Source organism: Variovorax raffinosi (assembly GCF_051216615.1).
In the GTDB taxonomy this organism is placed as follows: domain Bacteria; phylum Pseudomonadota; class Gammaproteobacteria; order Burkholderiales; family Burkholderiaceae_C; genus Variovorax.
Genome location: NZ_JBPJZR010000009.1, coordinates 287,118 through 309,163, shown reverse-complemented (window position 1 = coordinate 309,163; position 22,046 = coordinate 287,118). Strand labels below are relative to the sequence as shown.

At 66.3% G+C, this 22,046-nt stretch carries 23 protein-coding genes; 15 read left to right on the top strand and 8 right to left on the bottom strand.

Annotation, left to right across the window (positions count from 1 at the left end; all coding sequences use genetic code 11):
* The first annotated feature begins 97 nt into the window (after positions 1–97).
* Together ACSFB7_RS25815 and ACSFB7_RS25810 are read left to right on the top strand one after the other, a co-directional pair.
* The gene (locus ACSFB7_RS25815) at positions 98–877 is read left to right on the top strand and encodes a LysM peptidoglycan-binding domain-containing protein (protein WP_435475188.1); all 780 of its coding nucleotides are present in this window, start codon (positions 98–100) and stop codon (positions 875–877) included.
* The gene (locus tag ACSFB7_RS25810) at positions 865–1,296 is read left to right on the top strand and encodes a hypothetical protein (RefSeq protein WP_435475187.1); all 432 of its coding nucleotides are present in this window, start codon (positions 865–867) and stop codon (positions 1,294–1,296) included. Before ACSFB7_RS25815 ends, ACSFB7_RS25810 begins: the two co-directional genes overlap by 13 nt.
* Before the next feature lie 41 nt (positions 1,297–1,337).
* Here ACSFB7_RS25810 and ACSFB7_RS25805 read toward each other — a convergent pair whose 3' ends face one another.
* Positions 1,338–2,315: a Bug family tripartite tricarboxylate transporter substrate binding protein gene (locus tag ACSFB7_RS25805; protein WP_435475186.1), complete on the bottom strand. Its 978-nt coding sequence runs from the start codon at positions 2,313–2,315 to the stop codon at positions 1,338–1,340.
* Between the two features lie 212 nt (positions 2,316–2,527).
* On the opposite strand from ACSFB7_RS25805, the gene ACSFB7_RS25800 reads away from it, so the two are divergent.
* Positions 2,528–2,905, top strand: a complete 378-nt coding sequence (locus ACSFB7_RS25800; RefSeq protein WP_435475185.1) for a VOC family protein — start codon at positions 2,528–2,530, stop codon at positions 2,903–2,905.
* Between the two features lie 26 nt (positions 2,906–2,931).
* Here the strand turns inward: ACSFB7_RS25800 and ACSFB7_RS25795 are convergent, their stop codons facing one another.
* Genes ACSFB7_RS25795 through ACSFB7_RS25775 form a run of 5 tightly spaced genes read right to left on the bottom strand, consistent with a single transcriptional unit; the run spans position 2,932 to position 9,916 of the window.
* Positions 2,932–3,513, bottom strand: coding sequence for a superoxide dismutase (locus ACSFB7_RS25795; protein ID WP_435475184.1), 582 nt, complete (start codon positions 3,511–3,513; stop codon positions 2,932–2,934).
* A gap of 41 nt (positions 3,514–3,554) precedes the next feature.
* Complete coding sequence (locus ACSFB7_RS25790; RefSeq protein WP_435475183.1) at positions 3,555–4,229, bottom strand: helix-turn-helix transcriptional regulator; 675 nt, start codon at positions 4,227–4,229, stop codon at positions 3,555–3,557.
* Between the two features lie 36 nt (positions 4,230–4,265).
* Positions 4,266–5,702 carry an efflux transporter outer membrane subunit gene (locus tag ACSFB7_RS25785; RefSeq protein WP_435475182.1) on the bottom strand — a complete coding sequence of 479 codons (1,437 nt, stop codon included), beginning with the start codon at positions 5,700–5,702 and terminating at the stop codon, positions 4,266–4,268.
* Positions 5,703–5,720: 18 nt separating this feature from the next.
* Positions 5,721–8,819: a MexW/MexI family multidrug efflux RND transporter permease subunit gene (locus ACSFB7_RS25780; RefSeq protein WP_435475181.1), complete on the bottom strand. Its 3,099-nt coding sequence runs from the start codon at positions 8,817–8,819 to the stop codon at positions 5,721–5,723.
* On the bottom strand, positions 8,816–9,916 hold the full coding sequence (locus tag ACSFB7_RS25775; protein ID WP_435475180.1) for an efflux RND transporter periplasmic adaptor subunit: 1,101 nt from the start codon (positions 9,914–9,916) through the stop codon (positions 8,816–8,818). Before ACSFB7_RS25775 ends, ACSFB7_RS25780 begins: the two co-directional genes overlap by 4 nt.
* Before the next feature lie 289 nt (positions 9,917–10,205).
* Between ACSFB7_RS25775 and ACSFB7_RS25770 the strand changes: the two genes are divergently transcribed.
* Positions 10,206–10,532 carry an ArsR/SmtB family transcription factor gene (locus tag ACSFB7_RS25770; RefSeq protein WP_124458168.1) on the top strand — a complete coding sequence of 109 codons (327 nt, stop codon included), beginning with the start codon at positions 10,206–10,208 and terminating at the stop codon, positions 10,530–10,532.
* Between the two features lie 50 nt (positions 10,533–10,582).
* On the opposite strand, the gene ACSFB7_RS25765 is transcribed toward ACSFB7_RS25770, so the two are convergent.
* Entirely contained in the window at positions 10,583–10,996 is a 414-nt protein-coding gene (locus tag ACSFB7_RS25765; RefSeq protein WP_093243116.1) for a DsrE family protein, read from the bottom strand.
* A gap of 99 nt (positions 10,997–11,095) precedes the next feature.
* Between ACSFB7_RS25765 and ACSFB7_RS25760 the strand changes: the two genes are divergently transcribed.
* The 11 genes from ACSFB7_RS25760 to ACSFB7_RS25710 all read left to right on the top strand — a co-directional run bounded on the left by ACSFB7_RS25760 (position 11,096) and on the right by ACSFB7_RS25710 (position 21,125).
* Complete coding sequence (locus ACSFB7_RS25760; RefSeq protein WP_435475178.1) at positions 11,096–12,055, top strand: MBL fold metallo-hydrolase; 960 nt, start codon at positions 11,096–11,098, stop codon at positions 12,053–12,055.
* Positions 12,052–12,525: a thioredoxin domain-containing protein gene (locus ACSFB7_RS25755; RefSeq protein WP_435475176.1), complete on the top strand. Its 474-nt coding sequence runs from the start codon at positions 12,052–12,054 to the stop codon at positions 12,523–12,525. The genes ACSFB7_RS25760 and ACSFB7_RS25755 overlap by 4 nt, the downstream gene beginning before the upstream one ends.
* A 174-nt stretch (positions 12,526–12,699) precedes the next feature.
* The gene (locus ACSFB7_RS25750; protein ID WP_435475216.1) at positions 12,700–12,996 is read left to right on the top strand and encodes a c-type cytochrome; all 297 of its coding nucleotides are present in this window, start codon (positions 12,700–12,702) and stop codon (positions 12,994–12,996) included.
* 16 nt (positions 12,997–13,012) lie between these two features.
* Positions 13,013–14,371, top strand: a complete 1,359-nt coding sequence (soxC, locus tag ACSFB7_RS25745) for a sulfite dehydrogenase (RefSeq protein ID WP_435475175.1) — start codon at positions 13,013–13,015, stop codon at positions 14,369–14,371.
* A complete protein-coding gene (locus tag ACSFB7_RS25740) occupies positions 14,355–15,437 on the top strand; it encodes a c-type cytochrome (RefSeq protein ID WP_435475173.1) in 1,083 nt (360 codons plus the stop codon). Before soxC ends, ACSFB7_RS25740 begins: the two co-directional genes overlap by 17 nt.
* A 50-nt stretch (positions 15,438–15,487) precedes the next feature.
* A complete protein-coding gene (gene soxY, locus ACSFB7_RS25735; protein WP_435475172.1) occupies positions 15,488–15,943 on the top strand; it encodes a thiosulfate oxidation carrier protein SoxY in 456 nt (151 codons plus the stop codon).
* A gap of 77 nt (positions 15,944–16,020) precedes the next feature.
* Positions 16,021–16,320 carry a thiosulfate oxidation carrier complex protein SoxZ gene (soxZ, locus tag ACSFB7_RS25730; protein WP_435475215.1) on the top strand — a complete coding sequence of 100 codons (300 nt, stop codon included), beginning with the start codon at positions 16,021–16,023 and terminating at the stop codon, positions 16,318–16,320.
* A 21-nt stretch (positions 16,321–16,341) separates the two neighbouring features.
* The gene (soxA, locus tag ACSFB7_RS25725) at positions 16,342–17,148 is read left to right on the top strand and encodes a sulfur oxidation c-type cytochrome SoxA (RefSeq protein WP_435475170.1); all 807 of its coding nucleotides are present in this window, start codon (positions 16,342–16,344) and stop codon (positions 17,146–17,148) included.
* Positions 17,149–17,546: 398 nt separating this feature from the next.
* On the top strand, positions 17,547–18,212 hold the full coding sequence (gene soxX / locus ACSFB7_RS25720) for a sulfur oxidation c-type cytochrome SoxX (RefSeq protein WP_435475168.1): 666 nt from the start codon (positions 17,547–17,549) through the stop codon (positions 18,210–18,212).
* A gap of 23 nt (positions 18,213–18,235) precedes the next feature.
* Entirely contained in the window at positions 18,236–19,963 is a 1,728-nt protein-coding gene (gene soxB, locus ACSFB7_RS25715; RefSeq protein WP_435475167.1) for a thiosulfohydrolase SoxB, read from the top strand.
* Between the two features lie 43 nt (positions 19,964–20,006).
* The gene (locus ACSFB7_RS25710) at positions 20,007–21,125 is read left to right on the top strand and encodes a YeeE/YedE family protein (RefSeq protein WP_435475165.1); all 1,119 of its coding nucleotides are present in this window, start codon (positions 20,007–20,009) and stop codon (positions 21,123–21,125) included.
* Between the two features lie 12 nt (positions 21,126–21,137).
* On the opposite strand, the gene ACSFB7_RS25705 is transcribed toward ACSFB7_RS25710, so the two are convergent.
* Positions 21,138–22,028 carry a LysR family transcriptional regulator gene (locus ACSFB7_RS25705; RefSeq protein WP_435475163.1) on the bottom strand — a complete coding sequence of 297 codons (891 nt, stop codon included), beginning with the start codon at positions 22,026–22,028 and terminating at the stop codon, positions 21,138–21,140.
* Positions 22,029–22,046: the final 18 nt, after the last annotated feature.

The following is a 22,046-nucleotide window of genomic DNA, read 5'->3' as shown; positions in this document are numbered from 1 at the left end:
GCCATGAATCGAAAAAGCCACGCCCGGAATAACCTTGTCTTCGAGGCGCCGCAATACCGCGGCGCCTCGAGGACAAGATCAATATTCAGGGAGTGACATGGCTACAGCGACAACCCCCAGGCCTTCGAAAAACCTTCCGCCTGACGCGAAGAGACGAGACGCAAAACAAAGCAGTCTTGAAAAATGGGAGATCGGCATCGACAGGGCCGACGCAGATTGGGATATTTACGATTGCCAGATTCAGTCGGTGGTCGATGAATACAACCGCCATCTGTCCAATTCTCAAGGCTACGTTCCACTGGATTGGAAGGTGATCAAGTCCATGCTGTGGGTGGAAACAGGAGCCGGCAGTTTCGAATGGAAATCGAAGCCCATGCAGATCGGCAATCGCAATGACCCAGGGCTGGCGTCGCTCCTGCTTGGCAATGAGGGCGGAGACTTGATCATTCCGCCGTCGATGCGCCCCTACATGTCCATCGAAGGAGTGAAAGCACAACCGCTGCAGAACATCCGCGCCGGTGTGGGGTACTTGTTGATGCGCATGGCGAACTACGCTTTCAAAAGCGTCGCGGATGCCGATGCAGGAATCTACGAAATCACGGCAAAGCAAGGCGACAACCTCGACCGGATTGCCAAGGCCCAGGGCAGCACTGCCGATGTGATGAAGAAACTCAATCCATCGAGTCACATCGTGCGTGCGGGTGATGTGCTGAAGTATCAGAAGGCATCCATCAAGCGCGTCATCACTGGCTGGAGCGCGCTCTCCGCAGGCGGCATTGCTCAGCGCTACAACCATGGCGATCCTGCGTACGCAAAGAAGCTTCAGTACGCGGCGCAGGCGCTCTCCCGGCGAGGGGATGTGGCATGCGCACGTTGAAGATCACGGTGCTTCTTCTTGCGCTCGATCTTGCGGGCGCGGCCTTCGCTGCCGACAGGCCGTTCACCGGCTACTTCGTAGGAAATGGCCGGGCGTGCACCGGCAATCTCTACATTCGTACCCAGACGCTTGAATGGCACACCCCTTTCAGCATCTGCAAGTCCACCGGCTACAAGGTACTTGAAAAGGATTTCACCGGAGCGCACAAGCGACTGGCTCTGCAGCTCAAGAGCCGCAGCAAGCATTGCGGGAGTGCAGTGATCCAGGTCGAACAGGCTGCAGGCGTCAGCCCCTACAGTTGGAACGTCACCGGTTACCCGTCTCTCGAGGCATTCGAGAAGCGGGACTTGCCGGAGTGGAACAACTCCTCGTTGGACGAGCGAATGACCTTGTCCTGCCCCACGGTCTTGATGGACTGATTGGCGCGCCCGCCGGCGCCCTGGTCGGGCGCCGTCAAGGCCTACTCGATCGTCGCCCCCGAGGCCTGCACGATCCCCTTCCACTTCTCATAGTCCGTCTTCAGCAGCGCGCCGAACTGCTCAGGCGTCATGCCTTGCGGCTCCGCGCCCTGGGCGACGATGGCCGCCTTCATCTCGGGCGTGGCCAGCAGCTTGTTGACGGCTGCGTTGAGGGTGCTGACAACATCCTTCGGCGTGCCGGCCGGCACGAAGATGCCGTACCAGGTGCTCACGTCGAAGTCCTTGTAGCCCAGCTCGGCCACGGTGGGCGTGTCGGGCAGCGAGGTGCTGCGCTTGATCGAGGTCACGGCCAGCGGGCGCAGCTTGCCGGCCTTGATCTGCGCCAGGGCCGAGGGCACCGACGACACCATCAGGTCGACATTGCCCGCCAGCACGTCCATCATGGCCGCGTTGGAGCCCTTGTAGGGCACGTGGCGCATCTTGATCTTGGCGGCGCCGTTGAAGATCTCGCCGGCCAGGTGGATGGTGGTGCCGTTGCCGGGCGAGCCATACGTGACGGTGTCGGGCGCGGCGCGCGCGGCCTTCACCACGTCGTCGAGCGTCTTGAACTTGGAGTTGGCCTGCGTGACGATCACCACCGGCGTGTAGGCCACGTGGGCCACGGCCGTGAGGTCCTTCACCGGGTTGTAGCTCAGGTTCTTGTAGAGCCAGGGCGCGACGACCATGTTGTCCTTCTGGCCCATCACGATGTCGTAGCCGGTGGGCGCGGCGCGCGCGGCCTCGGCAATGCCGATGGTGCCGCCGGCGCCGCCGCGGTTGTCGGGCACCACGGTCCAGTGGTTGGCCTCGGTGAGCTTCTGGGCGACCAGGCGCGCCAGGATGTCGGTGCCGCCGCCGGGCGGGAAGGGTACGACCATGCGGATCGGCTTGGCGGGGTAGGCCTGCGTTTGCGCGGCGGCCGAGAAGGCCAGCGGGAATGCCAGCGCGATGGCCAGTTGGCCGAAGTGTCTGCGGATCATGGGTGTTGTCTCTTTGCTTTGTCGGGGCGATTCGGGGTGGCAGTCGTTGCCTTCACTGCACCGGGGGTGCAGTGTGCCGGAAGCCGCGCAGAGTGGATTTCTTCATTCGCGATGGGGCTCGTATCGGCTCGCGGTGGCTGTTTCCCTTCGTGGCTTGACATGCGCCCGCCCGGGCCGAACATGGCGTCTCATCGGCTTCACAGGAGACGTCCATGCTCGGAAACATCAATGCGGTGGCCAACCTCGCGGTGAAAGACCTCGCCGTGGCCCGCCGCTTCTACGAAGATACGCTGGGCCTGACGCAGGTCGACGCTGAAGGCGAGGAGGTGATCGTCTATCGCAGCGGCAGCACCGTCGTGAACGTGTACCGCTCGGCCTTCGCCGGCACCAACCAGGCCACGGCCGTGACCTGGTCGGTCGGCTCCGACATCGGGCGCATCGTCGATGCGCTGAAGGCCAGGGGCGTGCGCTTCGAGCACTACGCCGTGTCCGGCACCACGCTCGAAGGCGACCTGCATGTCATGGGCGACATGAAGGTCGCGTGGTTCAAGGACCCGGACGGGAACATCCTGAACCTGATCAACGGCTGATCGATCAGCCGCCGATCGGTCGGCGATCAGCCGAAGTTCTTGGCGACGAAGTCCCAGTTGACCAGCTTGGCCAGGAAGGTCTCGACGAACTTCGGGCGCAGGTTGCGGTAGTCGATGTAGTAGGCGTGTTCCCAGACATCGACGGTCAGCAGCGCGGTGTCGGCAGTCGTCAGCGGCGTGCCGGCGGCGCCGGTGTTCACGATGTCCACCGAGCCGTCGGCCTTCTTCACCAGCCACGTCCAACCCGAACCGAAGTTGCCCACGGCCGACTTCACGAAGGCTTCCTTGAAGGCGTCGAAACTGCCCCACTTGGCATCGATGGCCTTGGCCAGCGCGCCGGTGGGAGCGCCGCCGCCCTGGGGCTTCATGCAGTTCCAGAAGAAGGTGTGGTTCCAGATCTGGGCGGCGTTGTTGTAGATGCCGCCGCTGGCCTTCTTGATGATCTCTTCCAGCGTCAGGGCTTCGAACTCGGTGCCCTTTTGCAGGTTGTTCAGGTTCACGACGTAGGCGTTGTGGTGCTTGCCGTAGTGGTATTCCAGCGTCTCTTGCGAGTACTCGGGTGCCAGCGCGTCGAGGGCGTAGGGCAGGGGAGGGAGCTTGTGTTCCATGTGGGTCCTTGTGGTTGGTTATGGAGAAAGAAAAAATCGCTTCAGGCTTGTGGTGCTGCACCTGTTTTCGGTATGACCTGGTAGGCGCAGCGCCGTGCGCCCGCCAGCACGTGTTCGACGCGGCTGACGCTCACGTCGGGCCCCAGCACTTCGTCGAAGAGTTGCAGTTCACTGCGGCAGAAACCCGTGCAGGCCTGCGCCGCGGTGCAGATGGGGCAATGGTTCTCGATGAAGAGAAAGCCGTCGCCCTCGGGCCGGAACTCGGCCATGTAGCCCTCGCGGCTGCGGATGTCGGCAAGCCGTTCCAGCCGCGTCTTGAGGCTGCGCGCGCCGCGCATGGCCTCGGTGTAGTTGGCGCGCATGGTGTTCTCGCGCGCGCTGATCAACTGGTCCATGCCCTTCTGGCCGAACACGCTGATGACGGCGCTGATCATCTGCACCGTCATCTCGGCGTGCGTGTCGGGAAAGCGCTTGTGGCCTTCGCCGGTGAGCCGCCAGATCTGCGTGGGCCGGCCGCGCCCGCTGGGGCGGCTTTCGGCGTCCACCAGCTTGTCGGCCTCCAGCTTGGCCATCTGCTGGCGCACCGCTTCCACCGTGACGTTCAGCACCTTGGCGATGTCGGGAATGCCGAGCGCGCCACGGGTCTTGAGCGTGGAGAGGATGCGGTCTGCCGGCTGGTGCGGCATCCAGGTGGGCTTGGCATCTGGGGCGGACATGGGCGGGTTCAATCGTGGAGGAAATCAGCGTCATTGTCAGGTGGTTGGACCTCCCTTCACATCCGAGGGTGCTTGCCACCCGCCGCCCAGCGCCTTGTAGAGCGCGACAAGGCTGGTGTACGAGGCGGTCTCGGCCTCGGCCACCGCGTCCTGCGCGCGCAGCAGGGTGCGCTGTGCGTCAAGCACGCTCAGGTAGGGCGCGGCGCCTTCGCGGTAGCGCACCTCGGCCAGTTCGGCGGCGCGACCGCTGCGGGCCGAGGCTTCCACCAGCCGCTGCAGTCGAAGCTGGTTCTGGCCGTAGCCGGTGAGCGCGCCTTCCACGTCCTCGATGGCGCGCAGCACCGTCTGCTCGTAGAGCGCGCGGTCGCCTTCGGCGCGGGCCTCGGCGCCGCGCACGCGGGCCTTGACCGAGCCCAGCCGCAGCGCGGGCCAGCTCACGCCGGGTGTCACGCTGAAGGCACGGCTCGACGAACTGCCGAGGTCGGAACCGCGCAGCGCGATGAAGCCCAGGAAGCCGCCGATGTCGAAGCGCGGATACAGCTCGGCCGTGGTGGCGCCCACGTCGGCCGTGCTGGCCGCGAGGCCGCGTTCGGCGCGCAGCACGTCGGGCCGGCGCCGCAGCAGGTCGCCCAGGTCGCCGATGGGCAGGCGCTTGTCGAGCACGCGCAGTGGCTGCGGCCGCAGCATGGGTTCCAGCTCGGCCGGGCGCAGGCCTGCCAGCACGGCCACGCGGTAGGCCGACTGGCGGCGCGTGGTCTCGAGCGCGGGCAGTTGGCTTTCGGTGGTCGCAAGGTTGGCTTGTGCGCTCGCCAGGTCGCCTTCGAGGCCACGGCCGGTCTGCACCTGCACCTCGGTCACGCGCAGGCTGCTGCGCAGGCTGTCGAGGGTGCGGCGCGTCACGGCGATGCGCTGCTCGGCGCCGCGCATCTCGTAGTAGTTGCGGGCCAGCTCGGCCACCGCGACGATGCGCACCTGTTCGAGGTCGGCGGCCGAGGCCTGCGCGCGCGCCGTGGCCGCTTCGTCGAGCCGCTGCAGGCGGCCGAACAGGTCGATCTCCCACGAGGCATCGAAGCCCGCGCGGCTGCTCTGCGCCAGCGACCGCACATCGGGTTGGGCGCCGTTGTTGCCCTGCGCGATGCTGCGCGTCTTGCTCGCGCCCGCCGTCACGACGGGCAGGCGGTCAAGCTCCGCTTCGGTCTGCGTGGCGCGAGCCTCCAGCAGCCGGGCCTGCGCGATGCGGATGTCGTGGTTGTTGCCGAGCGCGCGTTCGATCAGCGCATCGAGCTGCGCATCGTCGAGCTGGTGCCACCAGTCGCGCTGCACCGCGTCGTTGGCGAACAGCGATTGCTCGGGCGCGGAGATGGCCACCGGTGCATCCGCCGGCGCCGTGTAGGTCGGCCCGACGGCGCAACCGGTCAGCACCAGCAGGCTCAGCGCGAAGGGCGCGGTGTACGAAAAGAGTCTCTTGTCCATGGTCGTGCTCCTTCGGTATCAGGCGGGGTCGCCGGCCGGCTCGCGCGCCACGAGCGCATCGAGTTCGGCGGCGCGCTGCGATCGGCCCACCGTGCGGTGGTCGCGTGCCAGCAGCGTGTACATGGTGGGCAGCACGAACAGCGTGAACAGCGTGCCCACCAGCATGCCGACCACGATCACCAGCCCGATGCTGTAGCGGCTGGCGGCGCCCGCGCCACTGGCGAACAGCAGGGGCACCAGGCCCATCACCATCGCGGCGGTGGTCATCAGGATCGGGCGCAGCCGGATGCGCGCGGCCTGCTCGATGGCGGCGCGGCGTGGCAGGTTGTCGCGCTCCTGGATCTCGTTGGCAAACTCCACCATCAAAATGCCGTGCTTGCTGATGAGCCCGATCAGCGTCACCAGCCCGATCTGCGTGTAGATGTTGATGGTGGCGAAGCCCATGGCCAGCGGCACCAGCGCGCCGCAGATCGACATCGGCACGCTGATCAGAATGATCAGCGGGTCGCGCAGGCTTTCGTACTGCGCGGCCAGCACCAGGTAGATCACCACGATCGCGAACACGAAGGCCATCACCAGCGCCGAGCCCTCCTGCGTGAACTGCCGCGCATCGGATTGCCAGTCGAAGCTGAAGCCGGCCGGCAGCTTCTTCGCCTCGCCGCTCAGGAAGGCCACCGCGTCGCCCATGGTCACGCCCGGCATCGGAATGGCCTGGAAGGTCGAGGCATTGAGCTGGTTGAACTGCGTGAGCTTGTTCGGCCCGACGCTGGTCGACAGCGACACCAGGTTGCCGAGCGGCACGGCTTCGCCGCTCGCGCTCTTCACGAAGTAGCGCGACAGCGCCTCGGCCGACAGGCGCAGGTCGCGCGGCGATTGCGGAATCACGTCGTACGAGCGGCCGTCCATGCCGAAGCGGTTGACGTAGTTCTCGCCCACCAGCACCGCCAGCGTGTCGCTGATGGCCTTCATGGTCACGCCCATGCTGTTGGCCTTGGCGCGGTCCACGCGCACTTCGGTCACCGGGTTGTTGAACTCCAGGTCGCTGTCGACCACGGCGAACTTGCCGCTGTCGCGCGCCGCCTTCTTCAGCGCTTCCATCGCCTCGAACACGGTGCGGTGGTCGCCCGCGCTGCGGATCACCATCTGCACCGGCAGCCCGCCAGTCGAGCCCGGCAGCGAGGGCAACTGGAACGCGAAGACGCTGCTGCCCTCGACCTCGTTCATGCCGCCCTGCACCTCGCCCTGGATCTGGTCGGCGTTGCGCTTGCGGTCTTTCCAGTCCGACAGCTGCACGCCGCCGATGCTGTTCGACACGCCGTCCGAGCCGTTGATGAGCCAGCGGCCGGTGTTCTCGGGCAGCGTGGCGAGCACCTCGTCCCACTTCTTGCCGAACTTCTCGACGTAGTCGATGTTGGCGTGCTGCGGCGACTTGATGACGGTCAGCACCATCGCCTGGTCTTCACCGGGCGCCAGCTCGCGCTGCGCCGCGTTGTACAGAAAGGGCAGGCTCACCAGCACCGCCGCTGCCAGCAGGCCCGTCACCCAGCGGTGGTGCAGCGACACGTCGAGCAGGCGACCGTAAGCGGTGGCGAGCTTGTGGAAGAAGGCCTCGGCATAGCGGGCCATGCGCCCCGCGCTCGCATCCTGCGGCAGCAGGAAGGACGCCATCACCGGCGACAGCGTGAGCGCGATCACACCCGACACCACCACCGCGCCCGCGAGCGTGAAGGCGAACTCCTTGAACAGCGATCCCGTGAGGCCGCCCATCAGGCCGATGGGCGCATACACCGCGGCCAGCGTGAGCGTCATCGCGATCACCGGGCCGGCCACTTCGCGCGCGCCGATCAATGCGGCCTGCACGCGCGACTTGCCCTCCTCGATGTGGCGGTGCACGTTCTCCACCACCACGATGGCGTCGTCCACCACCAGGCCGATCGCCAGCACCATCGCCAGCAAGGTCAGCAGGTTGATGCTGAAGCCGAACAACAGCATCAAGGCCGCCGCGCCGAGCATCGACAGCGGAATCGTCACCACCGGAATCAGTACCGCGCGCATCGAGCCCAGGCACAGGAAGATCACCACCACCACGATGGCGATGGCTTCGAGCAGCGTCTTCTGCACTTCGTCGATCGAGGCCTCGATGAAGCGCGCCAGCTCGAAGGGCAGTTGCACGTCCACGCCCGGCGGCAGGTTCTGCTTGATGCCGGGCAGCAGGTCGCGGATGCGCTTCACGATCACCAGCGGGTTGCCGTTGGGCGCCGCCTGCAGGCCCAGGTAGATGGCCTTGTCGCCGTCCATCGTCGCGCTGCTGTCGGCGCTGGCCGCGCCCAGCTCGACCGTGGCCACGTCGCCCAGGCGAACGATGGCGTCACCGTTGCGCTTGACGACCATGTCGCGGAACTCGGCCACGCTCACCAGGTCGGTGTTCACGCGGATGTTCGACACCACGTACAGGCCCTTCACCTGCCCTGGTGCTGCCTGCACGTTGTTCTGCCGCAGCGCGTCGGCCAGCTCGCCGGCCGAGATGCCGCGCGCGGCCATGCGGTTGGGGTCGAGCCACACGCGCATCGCCAGCGTCTGCCCGCCCGACACTTCCACGCCCGACACGCCGGGAATGGACGCGAACTGCGGCTGCACCACGCGTGAGAGGTAATCGGTGAGCGCCGGCACCGGCATCGTCTTGCTGGAGAAGCCGACGTAGGCCACGGCAGTGGCTTCGCCCGACGACTTGAGGATCACCGGGTCGAAGGCCTCGGCCGGCAGCCGGTACTTGACCTGGCTCACTTGCGCCATCGCCTGCGTGAGCGCCTGGTTGGCGTCGGCGTTGAGCTTCATGCGCACGCTGATGACGCTGCGGCCCAGCGTGGAAGACGACGACAGGTAATCGACGTTCTCGATGGTCGCCACCGCCTGCGCGATCGGCTGCGTGACGAAACCCTGCATCAGCTCCGGCGAGGCGCCGGGGTACTGCGTGGTGATGGTGAGCGTGGTGCTCTCGGTCAGCGGGTATTGCCGCACCGGCAGGTCGCCCAGCGCGCGGGCGCCGAGCAGCAGGATCAGCGTGCTGACCACCAGCGCCAGCACGGGCCGGCGCACGAAGAGGTCGGTGAACTTCATGGCCGCGGCTCCTGCAGGGCGAGCGTGTCTTTCTCGCTCGGTGCCACGGCGGCGCCGCTGTACAGGCGCAACTGGCCGGAGGTGACGACCTTCTCGCCAGCCTTCAGGCCTTGCTCGATGACGACCAGTCCGTCCTGTCGGTCGCCCGCCTTCACGAACACCTGCTGCGCCGTGAAGCCGCCCTTGTCGCCGGGGCGCACCACGAAGACCGAGTCGCCGTGCGTGCTGTACGTGATGGCGGTCTCGGGCACGGTGATCGCGTCGGTGCGCGCCGGCAGCGCGACGCGGCCGTTGACGAACATGCCGGGCGTGAGCGCGCCATCGGCGTTGTCGACCGTGGCCTGCAGCCGCACGGTGCGCGTGTCGCTGCCGATCTGCGGCTCGATGGTGCTGAGCCTGGCCTGGAACACGCGGCCCGGATAGGCGTCGACCATCAATGCAACGGACTGTTGGCGCTTGAGCACCGGCAACGCGGTTTCGGGCAGCGTGAGGTTCGCGAACAGCGTGCGGGCATCGGTGAGCGACACCAGCGCATCACCGGCCCGCACGAACTGGCCGAGGTTGACCTTGCGGATGCCGAGCACGCCGTCGAAGGGCGCCTTGATGCGCTTCTGCTCGATCAGCGCCTGTGCGCGCCGCAGGTCGCCGCTGGACTGGTCGAAGGCCGCCTGCGCCTGTTCGAGCTGCTCCTGCGTGGCCGCCTGCTGCGGCACCAGCCGGCGCGTGCGCTCGAGCAGCGCCCTGGCATTCGCGCGCTGCGCGGTCAGGCGCTCGATGTCGCCCTGCTCGGGCGCGTCGTTGAGCTGCACGAGCAATTGCCCGGCATGCACCTGGCCGCCGGGCGTGAACAGGATCTTCGCGACCCGGCCTTCCACTTCGGCCGGCACTTCCACCTGCCGGTTGGCTTCGAGCGTGCCGATGCCGCTGAGAAAGCGCGCCATTTCCGTAGGCTTCGCGATGGCCACCGCGACCTTGGACGGCGGCCTGCCGCCGCCGTTGTCGGCGGGCTTGGACCTTGCCGTGAGCGCGTAGCCCGCGCCTCCCACCACCACTGCCGCGAGACCGGCCGCCAGCCAGGCCCTTGATTGTTTGTTCATGCACAACCCGTTGTTTTATCAAAGAAAGTGCTTTGATTATTAAATCGGGCCGGAAGGCTGTCGAGAAAGACGTGGCAATGCCCGCGATAGGCGAGGGCTATCTCATGGATGCTGTGCATGCTGGGTTCTCCAGGGGGTTGAGCGGGGGAATCCCGCTGACCTGGAAAAGACGTGCGAACCTGTTCGCTTGTGACGCGCGGCGCCGCAAAAAGACACCACGCGATGGCCGTGCATCGCACGCGGCGCGGGCGGCGATGTACATTGCGGCCTGCTCATGAACCTTTTCAGCATGGCCACCAAACCCCGAAAGAAGTCCACGGCCGTCACCGAGGACGAGGTCTTCGACATGGCCGCCGACCTGTTCCGGGCCATGGCCGCGCCGATGCGGCTGAAGATCGTGAGCCAGCTGTGCAACGGCGAGAAGAACGTCAGCGAACTGCTGGCCGAGATCGACACCACGCAGCCCAACATGTCGCAGCACCTGAACACGCTCTACCAGGCGGGCGTGCTGGCGCGACGCCGCGAAGGCGTGAGCATCTACTACAGCATCGCGAACGAGACTGTGGTGGCGCTGTGCCGCAGCATTTGCGTGCAGATCGCCATCGAGCAGGAATAAGTAAGCGGCGCTTGCCGCCAGGCGCTTTGCTTCAAGCGCCGACCGCCGCCTCAGGGCTTCAGGTAGACGTAGCCTTCCTTGGCCTGCAGCCGCGCGACCTCGGCCACGCCCGAGGGCACGACCTTGGTTTCCATCAGCAGCTTGCCCGGGTCGATGTTGCGCGTGGTCAGCGTGTTGTTGCACACCTTGAACTCCACGCCGCGCGCGGCCAGCGCACTCACCGGGCCGCTGAACTCGCGGCCCTTGCTGTCCTTGGCGTCCGTCAGAAGAAAGTCGATGCCGGGGCCGTGCGTCACGACCACTATCTTCACCTTCGGGTCCGCATTGAGATGGTTGGTGATGTTGGCGAGCACCGCCGCGCTGGTCTCGATGCCGGTGTTGACGTGATAGACCACCTTGACCTCCTGCGCGCCCGCGAACGGAGCGACCAGGGCGAGCAGGAAGGCGATGAATGCGTGTCTCATGGGGAAACCCTCTGGATGTTGTCGTTGCTCGCAAAATATCATCTTCTGCTTATATGTACAGCCGGGCAAGCCCGCAGACCCGGCAGGAGACAACACACGATGGTCCCGGTTTTTCTTCGATGCAGGCAGGCCGCGAAAGCGCTGCTGCTGATGGTCGCTTCGCTTGCTACGGTGAACGCGCTCGCCGTGCCGGACATCCAGCCCGTGAACGTGGCGCCCGATGTCTATTACGTGCAGGGCATCTCGGCGCTGGGCTCCACGGAGAACCAGAACTTCATCTCCAACGCCGGCTTCGTCGTCACGCGCGACAGCGTGGTGATGATCGACGCGCTGGGCTCGCCCGCCGTGGCCGAGCGCGTGGTGGCGCAGATCAGAAAGATCACGCCCAAGCCGATCAGCCACGTGATCCTCACGCACTACCACGCGGACCATGTCTACGGCCTGCAGGTGTTCAAGGCGCTGGGCGCGCAGGTGATCGCGCACACGCTCGGCAAGGCGTACCTCAATTCCGATACGGCGCGCCTGCGGCTCGAAGCCTCGCGCAAGGACATCGCGCCGTGGATCGACGACAAGACGCGGCTCGTGCCTGCCGATGTGTGGCTCGACGGCCCCACCGAGATGACCATCGGTGGCACGCGCTTCGTCATCCAGCCGGCAGGCCCGGCCCACACGCCCGAAGACCTGGCCATCTACCTGCCGCAGCAGAAGGTGCTGTTCGCGGGCGACATCGTGTTCCGCAACCGCATTCCGTACGTGGGCACGGCTGACAGCCGCCACTGGATCGCATCGCTCGACGCGCTGCTGGCGCTCGATGCCCGCACCATCGTGCCGGGCCACGGGCCGGCCTCCGATGAGCCGAAGAAAGACCTGCAGCAGACGCGCGACTATCTCGTCTTTCTTCGCGCCGCGATGAAGAAGGCCGCGACCGACATGACGCCTTTCGATGAAGCCTATGCCGCGACCGACTGGTCGCGCTTCGAGTCGTTGCCGCTGTTCAAGGTCGCCAATCGCATGAACGCCTACAACACCTATCTGCTGATGGAGCAGGAGGCGCGATGAACCACCGCGACACCACGCGCCGCCAGCTCGTTGCGAGCCTCGCCGTGCTGTGCGTCGCGCCGATGGTTGGTGCCGCTGAGGTTGAACTGCCTGCGCCGACTTCGCTGGCCGAGTCCCTTGCGATGGCGCTCGCGAAGTCGCAGCCGCTGGTCGTCATGGTGAGCCTGCAAGGCTGCCCCTTCTGCAAGGTCGTGCGCGAAAACTACCTCGCACCCGAACATGCGGCGGGCCTGCCGGTGGTGCAGATCGACTTTCGCGACCAGCGCATCGTGCGCGACTTCGACGGCACGCCGCGCACGCACGATGCGCTCATCAAGTCGTGGCACGTCGGCGTTGCACCGACGCTGCTCTTCTTCGGCCGCAACGGCCGCGAGGTCGCTGAGCGCCTGACCGGTGGCGCATCCGATTTCTATGGTGCGTACCTCGAAGCACGTCTGCAGCAGGCGCGCGCCGCAACACGAAGCTCTTGAAGCTGACGTTATGCATGGCGAAACCGAGCGGGTTTCCCCCAAGCATGAAGGGCTTCCCTTGTGCGCGATCACTCCTAAAATCAATACATAACGATTTGCTTATTTAACGATGAAACCGGCAGCTCCTGCACGCGTTTCGAGGAGACCGAATTGAAGTTGTCGCCGTCGCTCGCCGTGGCAGTCGCCGCCGCTGCATTGCTGCTCTCGCCCCAGGTTCATGCCAGCAAGGAACTCGCCCAGAAGAACGCCTGCCTGGCTTGCCATGCGATCGACAAGAAGCTCGTGGGCCCGGCTTACATCGACGTGTCTAAGAAGTACGCGGGCCAGGCCGATGCACTCGCTGTGCTCACGGCCAGCATTCAGAAGGGCAGCAGCGGCAAGTGGGGCGCGGTGCCGATGCCCGGCCAGCCTGCGTTGAGCGAGGCCGATGCCAAGGCGCTGGCCGCCTGGGTGTTGGGCGGCGCCAAGTAAGACACGCAAGGCGCCCATGGGCTCACGCATCCAGCAGCAACCCGGCCAGGTGCGCAAGGCGCCGGAAAACTTCGTCGACACCGAGGGCGTGCGCACGGTCTTCGCGCAGGCCCAGGGCGGGCGCCGCGACTTCATCCGCAATGCCTTTGCCACCGCGGTGGCGGGCACGGCCGCTTCGGCCGCGCTTGCGCAGGGCAGCACCGCCGATGGTGACCCCGCCATCCTTCAACTGCCGGCGCACAGCACGGGGCTCGGCCAGCCGGTGGTCACCGATGGCTACGGCAAGCCGTCGAAGTACGAAGCCAATGTGCAGCGCCGCCAGAGCCCGGGGCTCACGCCGACCGCGCAGGCCTCGGTATCTTTCGCGCCGCTGCAGTCGCTGTTCGGCATCGTCACGCCGAGCGGACTGCACTTCGAGCGGCACCACCAGGGCTGGTGGGACATCGATCCGTCGAAGCACCGCCTGATGATCAACGGCATGGTGAAGGCACCCAAGGTCTTCACGCTCGACGAGCTGATGCGCCTGCCTTCGGTCTCGCGCTTTCACTTCATCGAATGCGGCGCCAACACCGGCATGGAGTGGGGCAACGTCGCGGTGCCCACGGCCCAGTACACGCACGGCATGCTGTCGTGCAGCGAATTCACCGGCGTGCCGCTCATCACCTTGCTGGAGATGGCCGGTGCCGACCTGAAGGGCGAGCGCTTCGTGCTGGCCGAAGGCGCCGATGGCTCTTCGATGACGCGCACCATTCCCATGAGCCTCATCCGCTCGGGCGAGGTGCTGGTGGCCTACGGGCAGAACGGCGAGATGCTGCGGCCCGAGCAGGGCTACCCGCTGCGGCTGGTGGTGCCGGGCGTTCAGGGCGTGAGCTGGATCAAGTACCTGCGCCGCATCGAGCTGGGCGACCAGCCCTACGGCACCAAGGACGAGACGGTGCACTACGTCGACCTCATGCCCGACGGCCAGCACCGCCAGTACACCAGCATCCAGGAATGCAAGAGCGTGGTCACCACGCCTTCGGGCGGGCAGATGCTGCTCGACAAGGGCTTCTACAACATCACCGGCCTCGCTTGGTCGGGCCGCGGCAAGGTCAAGCGCGTGGACGTGAGCGTGGACGGCGGGCGCAACTGGCGCACCGCGCGGCTCGAATCGCCGGTGCTGTCGAAGTGCCTCACGCGCTTCAACATCGACTGGGTGTGGGACGGCACACCCGCCATCATCCAGAGCCGCGCGATGGACGACACCGGCTACGTGCAGCCCAGCTACCGGCAACTGCGCGCGGTGCGCGGCACGCGCTCGATCTATCACAACAACGCCATCCAGTCGTGGCAGGTGCAGCAGAGCGGGGAGGTGGCCAATGTCCAGCTCAGCTGAACGCGTCGCGCCACGAACCTTGCGTGCCTTGCTGGCGCTGGCCGCCTGCAGCGTGTGCGTGGCCACGTGGGCGCAACCGAAGACCACGGGCTACCCCGGCATCGGCCGCGACGCCACGCCGAAGGAAGTGGCCGCGTGGGACATCGACGTGCGCCCCGACTTCAAAGGCCTGCCGCCCGGCTCGGGCTCGGTCACGCGCGGGCAGGACGTGTGGGAGAGCAAGTGCGCGTCATGCCACGGCGTGTTCGGCGAATCGAACCAGGTGTTCAGCCCGATCGTCGGCGGCACCACGGCGGAGGACATCAAGACCGGCCACGTCGCGCGCTTGAAAGACCCGGCCTTTCCGGGCCGCACGACGCTGATGAAGGTGTCGAGCCTGTCGACGGTCTGGGACTACGTGTACCGCGCGATGCCGTGGAACCAGCCCAAGTCGCTGACGCCGGACGACGTCTATGCCGTGACGGCTTACATCCTGAATCTGGGCGGCATCGTGCCCGACGACTTCACGCTGTCCGACAAGAACATCCGCGAGGTGCAGGCCCGCATGCCCAACCGCAACGGCGCGACCACCGCGCACGCGATGTGGCCGGGCACCGAGTTCGGCCGCGCCGCCAAGCCCGACGTGGCGGCGGTGGCCTGCATGCACGACTGCGTGCCGGGCGAGCAGAAGGTCGCCCAGTTGCCGCCGCATGCACGCGGCAGCCACGGCAACCTCGCCGATCAGAACCGGCTGGTCGGCGCGCAGCACGGCATCGAGACTGCACCGCCCGCCGCCAAGGCCGCAGCGCCACAAGCCGCCACTGCATCGAAGGTGCCCACCGCGCTGCTTGAGAAGAACAGTTGCACGGCCTGCCACGGCATGAGGCAGAAGCTCGTCGGCCCCGCCTTCTCCGACATCGCGAAGAAGTACCCGGGCCAGGCCGACCACTTGCTGCAGAAGATCAAGGCCGGTGGCTCCGGCGTGTGGGGCGCGATCCCGATGCCACCACAGACCATCGCCGACGACGAGGCCAAGTCCATCGCACGCTGGCTCGCCGAAAGCGCCGCGCCCGAGGGCAAGCCATGACACGCAGGCCGCTCGCCCGGCCTACCATCGATTCGACAGGAGACAACCCCATGAAAAACCGCAGACAGATCCTCGCGCAGTCCGCCGCCCTCGCGGGCGTGGTGGCCACTGCCGGCTGGCTTCCCGCCACCGCGCTCGCCTACTCGAAAGACGCCTTCGAGGCCAAGAGCGTGGCCGATGCGCTGAAGGCCGTGGGTGCCGGCGCACCGGTCGAAAGCAAGGACGTCACCATCACCGGCCCCGACATCGCCGAGAACGGCGCCGTCGTGCCATTGAGCGTGGCCACCACGCTGGGCGGCGTCAAGCAGTTGATGCTGCTGGTCGAGAAGAACCCGAACGCCGTGGTCGCGATCTTCAACACCTCGGAGTTCGTCGAGCCGAACTTCACCACGCGCGCCAAGCTGGGCCAGTCGTCGGACGTGTATGCCATCGCGATCATGAACGACGGCAAGGCCTTCTTCGCGAAGAAGGAAGTGAAGGTCACGCTCGGCGGCTGCGGCGGCTGAAGACGCAAGCACTTTCTATTCGCGCAGCAGCATCCACGACGACAACAACAAGGAGACACACCATGGCAGCAGATCCCATGCGCATCCGTGCCCAGGCTTCGGGCGACAAGACAACCGTGCGCATTCTCATGGCGCACGAAATGGAAACCGGCCAGCGCAAGGACGCCGCCGGAAAGATCATTCCCGCGTGGTTCATCCAGGAGGTGACGGCATCGCTTAACGGCAAGACCGTGCTCACGGCCGACTGGGGCCCGGCGGTGTCGAAGAACCCGTTCATGCAGTTCACGCTCAAGGGCGCGAAGGCCGGCGACAAGATCGCCGTGACCTGGAAGGACAACCGCGGCGAAACGCGCACCGACGAAGCCACCGTCAGCTAGCCCCGAAGAGGAGCCAGCCCCATGAAAACAACCACATGCCTGAGCCTGCTGGTGCTGGCGGGCTGCATCTCGCTGCACGCCGCGGCGCAGCAAAAGACCACGGCCGAAGGCATCGCCGAATACCGCGCATTGCTTCAGGACGGCAACCCCGCCGAGCTGTTCGAGGCCAGGGGCGAAGACCTCTGGAAACAGAAGCGCGGACCCAAGGCCGCGTCGATGGAGAAGTGCGACCTGGGCAAGGGGCCGGGCGTGGTCAAGGGCGCCTTCGCGGAACTGCCGCGCTACTTTGCCGACACGGGCCGCGTGCAGGACATGGAGTCGCGCCTGCTCACCTGCATGGAAACGCTGCAGGGCTTCGATGCGGCTGCCATTGCGAAGACGCCTTTCGGTACTGGCGAGCAGAAGAACATCGAAGGACTGGTGGCGTGGATTTCGGCCGAGTCGAAGGGCATGCCGCTGAATCTGCCGCAGTCGCATGCCAGCGAGCGGCGTGCGTATGAAGTGGGCAAGCGCCTGTTCTTCCTGCGTGCCGGTCCGCATGACTTTGCCTGTGCCACCTGCCATGGCGCGGACGGCAAGCGCATTCGTCTGCAGGACCTGCCCAACCTCACGAAGAACCCGGGCGCAGGTGAAGGCTTCGGCGCTTGGCCGGCCTACCGCGTGTCGTCTGGCGAACTGTGGGGCATGCAGCGGCGGCTGAACGACTGCTTCCGCCAGCAGCGCTTTCCGTACCCAGGCTATGCCAGCGACGTGACCGTGGCTTTGGCTGTGTACATGGGCGTCAATGGCAAGGGTGGAAAGACCACTGCGCCGGCGATCAAGCGCTGAAATGACGTCTTGCGTTTTTGTTCGTCGCGTTGTGTTTGGGCGCTGCTGCTTTTCAGGGCGGCACTCACGCCGACACGGTGCTCTTTTTCGCGAATGTCCCCCGCTTCGCTCCTCCTTTATTTCGCGAAAAAGAGCCCCGTATCGGCGCGAGCGCTGGACAGAGCAGTCGTTGATCGGCTGCACACCAGCAGCGTGCCCAGGTGCGAATGGCATCGGGTGCTCCCCGCAGCGAAATAAAGGAGGAGGGGCGCGCAGCGCCCCGGGGGACATTCGCGGAGGGGAGTACCCGATGTCATTCGCACACGCCCTGAACAACAGCGCCAAGAACAAGAACGCCAGATACCAACGGCCCCGACAAAGCTCACACGCAGCGCGATGAGCCACTGAAGGAACAAGAAATGAAAGCCGATCACCTCTTTGGCATGGCCGCCGTGGCCTGCGCGCTCACCGTGTTCGGTTGCGCGTCCGTCGACAGCGCGGCCGACCTCGACAAGCTCACTGCCCAGGCATTGCAGCGCTCCTTCCGCGACCAGGGCATCGCCAAGGTCGACCGGCTGGTGCAAGACCCGGCCAACCTCGCCTGCAGCGAAGCCGATGCCAGCGGCAAGCCGCTCGACGAGAAGACCGCGAAGGACATCGAAGCCGCGAACATGAAGACCATCCGCTGGCCCGCCGATGGCAAGTTCATCGGCGACTGGCGCGAAGGCGAGAAGCTCGCGCAGAACGGGCGCGGCCTGACCTGGACCGACCCGGCCCCCACGGCCACCGCGTCAGTCAACGGCGGCAATTGCTACAACTGCCACCAGATGTCGAAGGAAGAAATCTCCTTCGGCACGCTCGGCCCCAGCCTCTACCACTACGGCAAGCTGCGCGGCGTGAGCGATCCGGCCAGCGCGGCGGCCAAGCCCATCGTCGAATACACCTGGGGCAAGCTGTGGAACGCGCGCGCCTACAACGCCTGCTCGAACATGCCGCGCGTCGGCCACTCCGGCATCCTCGACGAGAAGCAGATCCGCGACGTGATGGGCCTGCTGCTCGACCCCCAGTCTCCCGTCAACCGCTGAACGCCCGGCGCTCTCTTTTTTCCATGAACCTTTCCAAGCGCGAGTTCGTCCAGATGCTCGGGGCCGGCGCCGTTGCCGGCATTGGCCTTGGCCGCTACGGCAGTGCCGACGCGGCCGCCGGCCTCGACAGCATGTATGCGCTGCCGCGCTTCGGCAACGTGTCGATGCTGCACATGACCGATTGCCATGCGCAGCTCAAGCCGCTGTACTTTCGCGAACCCGGCGTGAACATCGGCGTGGGCAACATGCGCGGCAAGGTGCCGCACCTGGTGGGCGAGCACCTGCTGAAAGCCGCGGGCGTGCCGCCCGGCACGCGCATGGCGCATGCGCTCACGTACCTCGACTTCGACAAAGCCGCGCAACGCTACGGCAAGGTCGGCGGCTTCGCGCACCTGGCCACGCTGGTCAAGCAACTCAAGGCCAGCCGGCCCGGCGCGCTGCTGCTCGATGGCGGCGACACCTGGCAGGGCTCGGCCACCTCGCTGTGGACCCAAGCGCAAGACATGGTCGATGCCTGCAAGCTGCTCGGCGTCGATGTCATGACGGGGCACTGGGAGTTCACCTACGGCATGGAGCGGGTGCAGCAGATCATCGAGAAAGACTTTGCCGGCAAGATCGAATTCGTCGCGCAGAACGTCAAGACCGCCGACTTCGGCGACCCGGTGTTCAAGCCCTATGTGATGCGCGAGATCAACGGCGTGCCCTGCGCCATCGTCGGCCAGGCCTTTCCGTACACGCCCATCGCCAACCCGCGCTACATGGTGGCCGACTGGACCTTCGGCATCCAGGACGACAACCTGCAGCGCGTGGTGAACGAAGCGCGCGGCAAGGGCGCGCAGGTGGTGGTGGTGCTCTCGCACAACGGCATGGACGTCGACCTGAAGATGGCCAGCCGCGTGACCGGCATCGACGCCATCCTCGGCGGCCACACGCACGACGGCACGCCGATGCCCACGCTGGTGAGCAACGCGGGCGGCAAGACCATCGTGGTCAATGGCGGCTCCAACGGCAAGTTTCTCGGCGTGATCGACTTCGACGTCAAGGGCAAGAAGGTCAGCGACTTCCGCTACCGGCTGCTGCCCGTGTTCTCCGACCTGATTCCGGCCGACAAGGAAATGGACGCGCTCATCACGCGCATCCGTGCGCCTTATGAAGCCAAGCTCTCGGAAACGCTCGCCCACACCGACGGCACGCTGTACCGGCGCGGCAACTTCAACGGCACCGGCGACCAGTTGCTGCTCGACGCGCTGATGGAAGTGCAAGATGCGCCCATCGCCTTTTCGCCCGGCTTCCGCTGGGGCACTTCGCTGCTGCCCGGCCAGCCCATCACGCGCGAATGGCTGATGGACATGACGGCCACCACCTACTCGTATGCGACCGTGACGCAGATGACCGGCGAGACGCTGAAGACCGTGCTCGAAGACGTCTGCGACAACCTCTTCAACCCCGACCCCTACTACCAGCAGGGCGGCGACATGGTGCGCGTGGGTGGGCTGCAGTACACCTGCGACCCGACCGCAGGCATGGGCCAGCGCATCCAGGACATGCGCCTGGGCGGCAAGCCCATCGACGCAAGCCGCACCTACAAGGTCGCGGGCTGGGCGCCGGTGAGCGAAGAAGCGCGCACGGCCGGCAACAAGCCGGTGTGGGAAGTGGTCGAGCCGTGGCTGAAGTCGCGCAAGGTGATCTCCACGCGCCGGCTTGATGAACCCGTGTTGAAGAACATCGCACCGAATCCTGGCTTGAGCTGAATCGAACCGACGCTGGCGCAGGGCCGCTCCCTAGAATCGCGGCATGTCCATCGAGCAGGTTTCTCTTCTCACGTCGCTCGCACTCGTGGCCGCCTTCGTGCTGTCGGCGGTGTTCGGCGCTGTGGCGCGGTCCACGCGCTTTTGCACCATGGGCGCGATCAGCGACGTGGTGAACCTGGGCGACTGGACGCGCGTGAAGCAATGGGCGGCGGCCGGCGGCATCGCGCTGATCGGCTTCTCCGCGCTGGTCTTTGCAGGGCTGGTCGATCCGAACCAGACGCTGTATGCCTCGAACCGCATCCTCTGGCTGGCGGCACTCGTCGGCGGCCTGCTGTTCGGCGCGGGCATGGTGCTGTCCTCGGGCTGCGGCAACAAGACGCTGGTGCGTCTGGGCGGCGGCAGCCTGAAGGCGCTGGTGGTGTTGCTGGTGATGGGCGTGTCGGCCTTTGCCACGCTCAAGGGCATCACGGCCGTGCTGCGCGTGGCCACCGTGGACAAGGTGCATGTCGACATGGCGACCAATGCATCGCTGCCCGACGTGTTGGCCGCGGCGCTGCAGGTGCATGGCCCGTCGCTGCGCCTTCTCATCGGCCTGGTCGTCGGCGGCGCGCTGATCGCATGGGCTGCATGGGGCCGCCGCGAGACACGCGATGTGCGCAGTCTTGTCGGTGGATTGCTGATCGGCCTGCTGGTCGTGGCGGCGTGGTGGCTCAGCGGCCACTGGGCCGTGGTCGACGAGCATCCGCTGACGCTGGAACATGTCTTCCTGGCCACCAACTCCGGCCGCGCCGAGGCGCTGAGCTTCGTCACGCCGGTGGCCTATGCGCTCGACTGGCTGCTGTTCTACAGCGACGCCAACAAGCTGCTGACCCTGGGCATCGCGTCGGTGGCCGGCGTGGTGGTGGGTGCTGCGGTGCATGCGCTGTGGTCGCGCGAATTTCGCTGGGAAGGCTTTGCCGGCACCAATGACCTTGCGCACCACATGACGGGCGGCGTGCTGATGGGCATTGGCGGCGTCACGGCCATGGGCTGCACCATCGGGCAGGGGTTGAGCGCCTTTTCCACCTTGAGCATCGCCAGCCTGCCGGCCATCGTCGGCATCGTCGTCGGCGCAGTGGCGAGCCTGAAATACCAGGCGTGGCAGCTTCAGCGGGAGCTTTGACGACGGGCCTGCCTATCGGTAGCAGCTCGCCATGAAATCGATGAAGGCGCGCACCGCAGGGCGAACATGCCGTGTCCGGGGATAGAGCGCCGTGTAGGTGCGCTGCCCGAGCGTGATGTCGGGCAGAACCCGCACGAGCGTGCCGGCCTGCAGGTCGGCGCGGACCGTGTGCCAGGTCAGCGCCGCAATGCCCAGCCCGCACTTCGCGGCCGCGTACAGCGCCGTGACCGTGTCGCATGCGAAACGCGAATCCGGCCTGAACGTCTGCTGCCGGCCGTCGTGCATGTGCAAGGTCCAGTGCGCCGGATTCTCGGGCCCGTTGTGAAGCAGGCACTGGTGCCCTGACAGGTCTTCCGGCGTCCGTGGCAGGCCGTGGCCGACCAGGTACCGGGGGGCAGCGACCAGCACCATATCGGAGACCGCCAGCGTGCGCGCCATCATGGAAGCGTCTTCGAGTTCGGCGCTGATGCGCAAGGCCACGTCAATGCCTTCGGCGACCAGCTTGGTGAAGCGGTCGGTGCAGACCACGTCCAGCCGGATGCCGGCATGGCGCGCCTGGAAGTCGGGCAGCCAGTCCGGCAGGTCCAGCGTGGCGATCGAAAGCGGCATGCTCACCCTGAGCGTTCCGGCTGGCGCCTTGCCGCCATCCGCCGCCGCATCCGCATGGGCCGCATCGAGCCGCGACAGGATGTCCGTGCAGGCGGCCCGGTAGCGCTCTCCCGCTTCGGTCAGCGTGATGCCGCGGGTGTCGCGCCGCACGAGCTGCGCACCGAGCGATGTCTCCAGCGCCTGCAACTGGCGCGAGAGGCTGGAGTGCGTCGTGTCCAGCGATTGCGCGGCGGCCGAAAGACTCTTTGCCTGCGCGATGCGCTGAAAGGCGCGCATCGCCTTCACTTGATCCATGCGCCGCCCTCCTGCGGA

Excerpts from the sequence above, each read along its gene's own strand:
- ACSFB7_RS25780 (WP_435475181.1), bottom strand. The coding sequence starts at position 8,819 with ATGAAGTTCACCGACCTCTTCGTGCGCCGGCCCGTGCTGGCGCTGGTG.
- soxA (WP_435475170.1), top strand. The coding sequence starts at position 16,342 with ATGAAAACAACCACATGCCTGAGCCTGCTGGTGCTGGCGGGCTGCATC.
- ACSFB7_RS25760 (WP_435475178.1), top strand. The coding sequence starts at position 11,096 with ATGGTCCCGGTTTTTCTTCGATGCAGGCAGGCCGCGAAAGCGCTGCTG.
- ACSFB7_RS25710 (WP_435475165.1), top strand. The coding sequence starts at position 20,007 with ATGTCCATCGAGCAGGTTTCTCTTCTCACGTCGCTCGCACTCGTGGCC.
- soxC (WP_435475175.1), top strand. The coding sequence starts at position 13,013 with ATGGGCTCACGCATCCAGCAGCAACCCGGCCAGGTGCGCAAGGCGCCG.
- soxZ (WP_435475215.1), top strand. The coding sequence starts at position 16,021 with ATGCGCATCCGTGCCCAGGCTTCGGGCGACAAGACAACCGTGCGCATT.
- ACSFB7_RS25775 (WP_435475180.1), bottom strand. The coding sequence starts at position 9,916 with ATGAACAAACAATCAAGGGCCTGGCTGGCGGCCGGTCTCGCGGCAGTG.
- ACSFB7_RS25740 (WP_435475173.1), top strand. The coding sequence starts at position 14,355 with ATGTCCAGCTCAGCTGAACGCGTCGCGCCACGAACCTTGCGTGCCTTG.
- ACSFB7_RS25805 (WP_435475186.1), bottom strand. The coding sequence starts at position 2,315 with ATGATCCGCAGACACTTCGGCCAACTGGCCATCGCGCTGGCATTCCCG.
- ACSFB7_RS25815 (WP_435475188.1), top strand. The coding sequence starts at position 98 with ATGGCTACAGCGACAACCCCCAGGCCTTCGAAAAACCTTCCGCCTGAC.
- soxX (WP_435475168.1), top strand. The coding sequence starts at position 17,547 with ATGAAAGCCGATCACCTCTTTGGCATGGCCGCCGTGGCCTGCGCGCTC.
- ACSFB7_RS25810 (WP_435475187.1), top strand. The coding sequence starts at position 865 with ATGCGCACGTTGAAGATCACGGTGCTTCTTCTTGCGCTCGATCTTGCG.
- ACSFB7_RS25765 (WP_093243116.1), bottom strand. The coding sequence starts at position 10,996 with ATGAGACACGCATTCATCGCCTTCCTGCTCGCCCTGGTCGCTCCGTTC.
- ACSFB7_RS25770 (WP_124458168.1), top strand. The coding sequence starts at position 10,206 with ATGGCCACCAAACCCCGAAAGAAGTCCACGGCCGTCACCGAGGACGAG.
- ACSFB7_RS25705 (WP_435475163.1), bottom strand. The coding sequence starts at position 22,028 with ATGGATCAAGTGAAGGCGATGCGCGCCTTTCAGCGCATCGCGCAGGCA.
- soxY (WP_435475172.1), top strand. The coding sequence starts at position 15,488 with ATGAAAAACCGCAGACAGATCCTCGCGCAGTCCGCCGCCCTCGCGGGC.
- ACSFB7_RS25790 (WP_435475183.1), bottom strand. The coding sequence starts at position 4,229 with ATGTCCGCCCCAGATGCCAAGCCCACCTGGATGCCGCACCAGCCGGCA.
- ACSFB7_RS25755 (WP_435475176.1), top strand. The coding sequence starts at position 12,052 with ATGAACCACCGCGACACCACGCGCCGCCAGCTCGTTGCGAGCCTCGCC.
- soxB (WP_435475167.1), top strand. The coding sequence starts at position 18,236 with ATGAACCTTTCCAAGCGCGAGTTCGTCCAGATGCTCGGGGCCGGCGCC.
- ACSFB7_RS25785 (WP_435475182.1), bottom strand. The coding sequence starts at position 5,702 with ATGGACAAGAGACTCTTTTCGTACACCGCGCCCTTCGCGCTGAGCCTG.
- ACSFB7_RS25800 (WP_435475185.1), top strand. The coding sequence starts at position 2,528 with ATGCTCGGAAACATCAATGCGGTGGCCAACCTCGCGGTGAAAGACCTC.
- ACSFB7_RS25795 (WP_435475184.1), bottom strand. The coding sequence starts at position 3,513 with ATGGAACACAAGCTCCCTCCCCTGCCCTACGCCCTCGACGCGCTGGCA.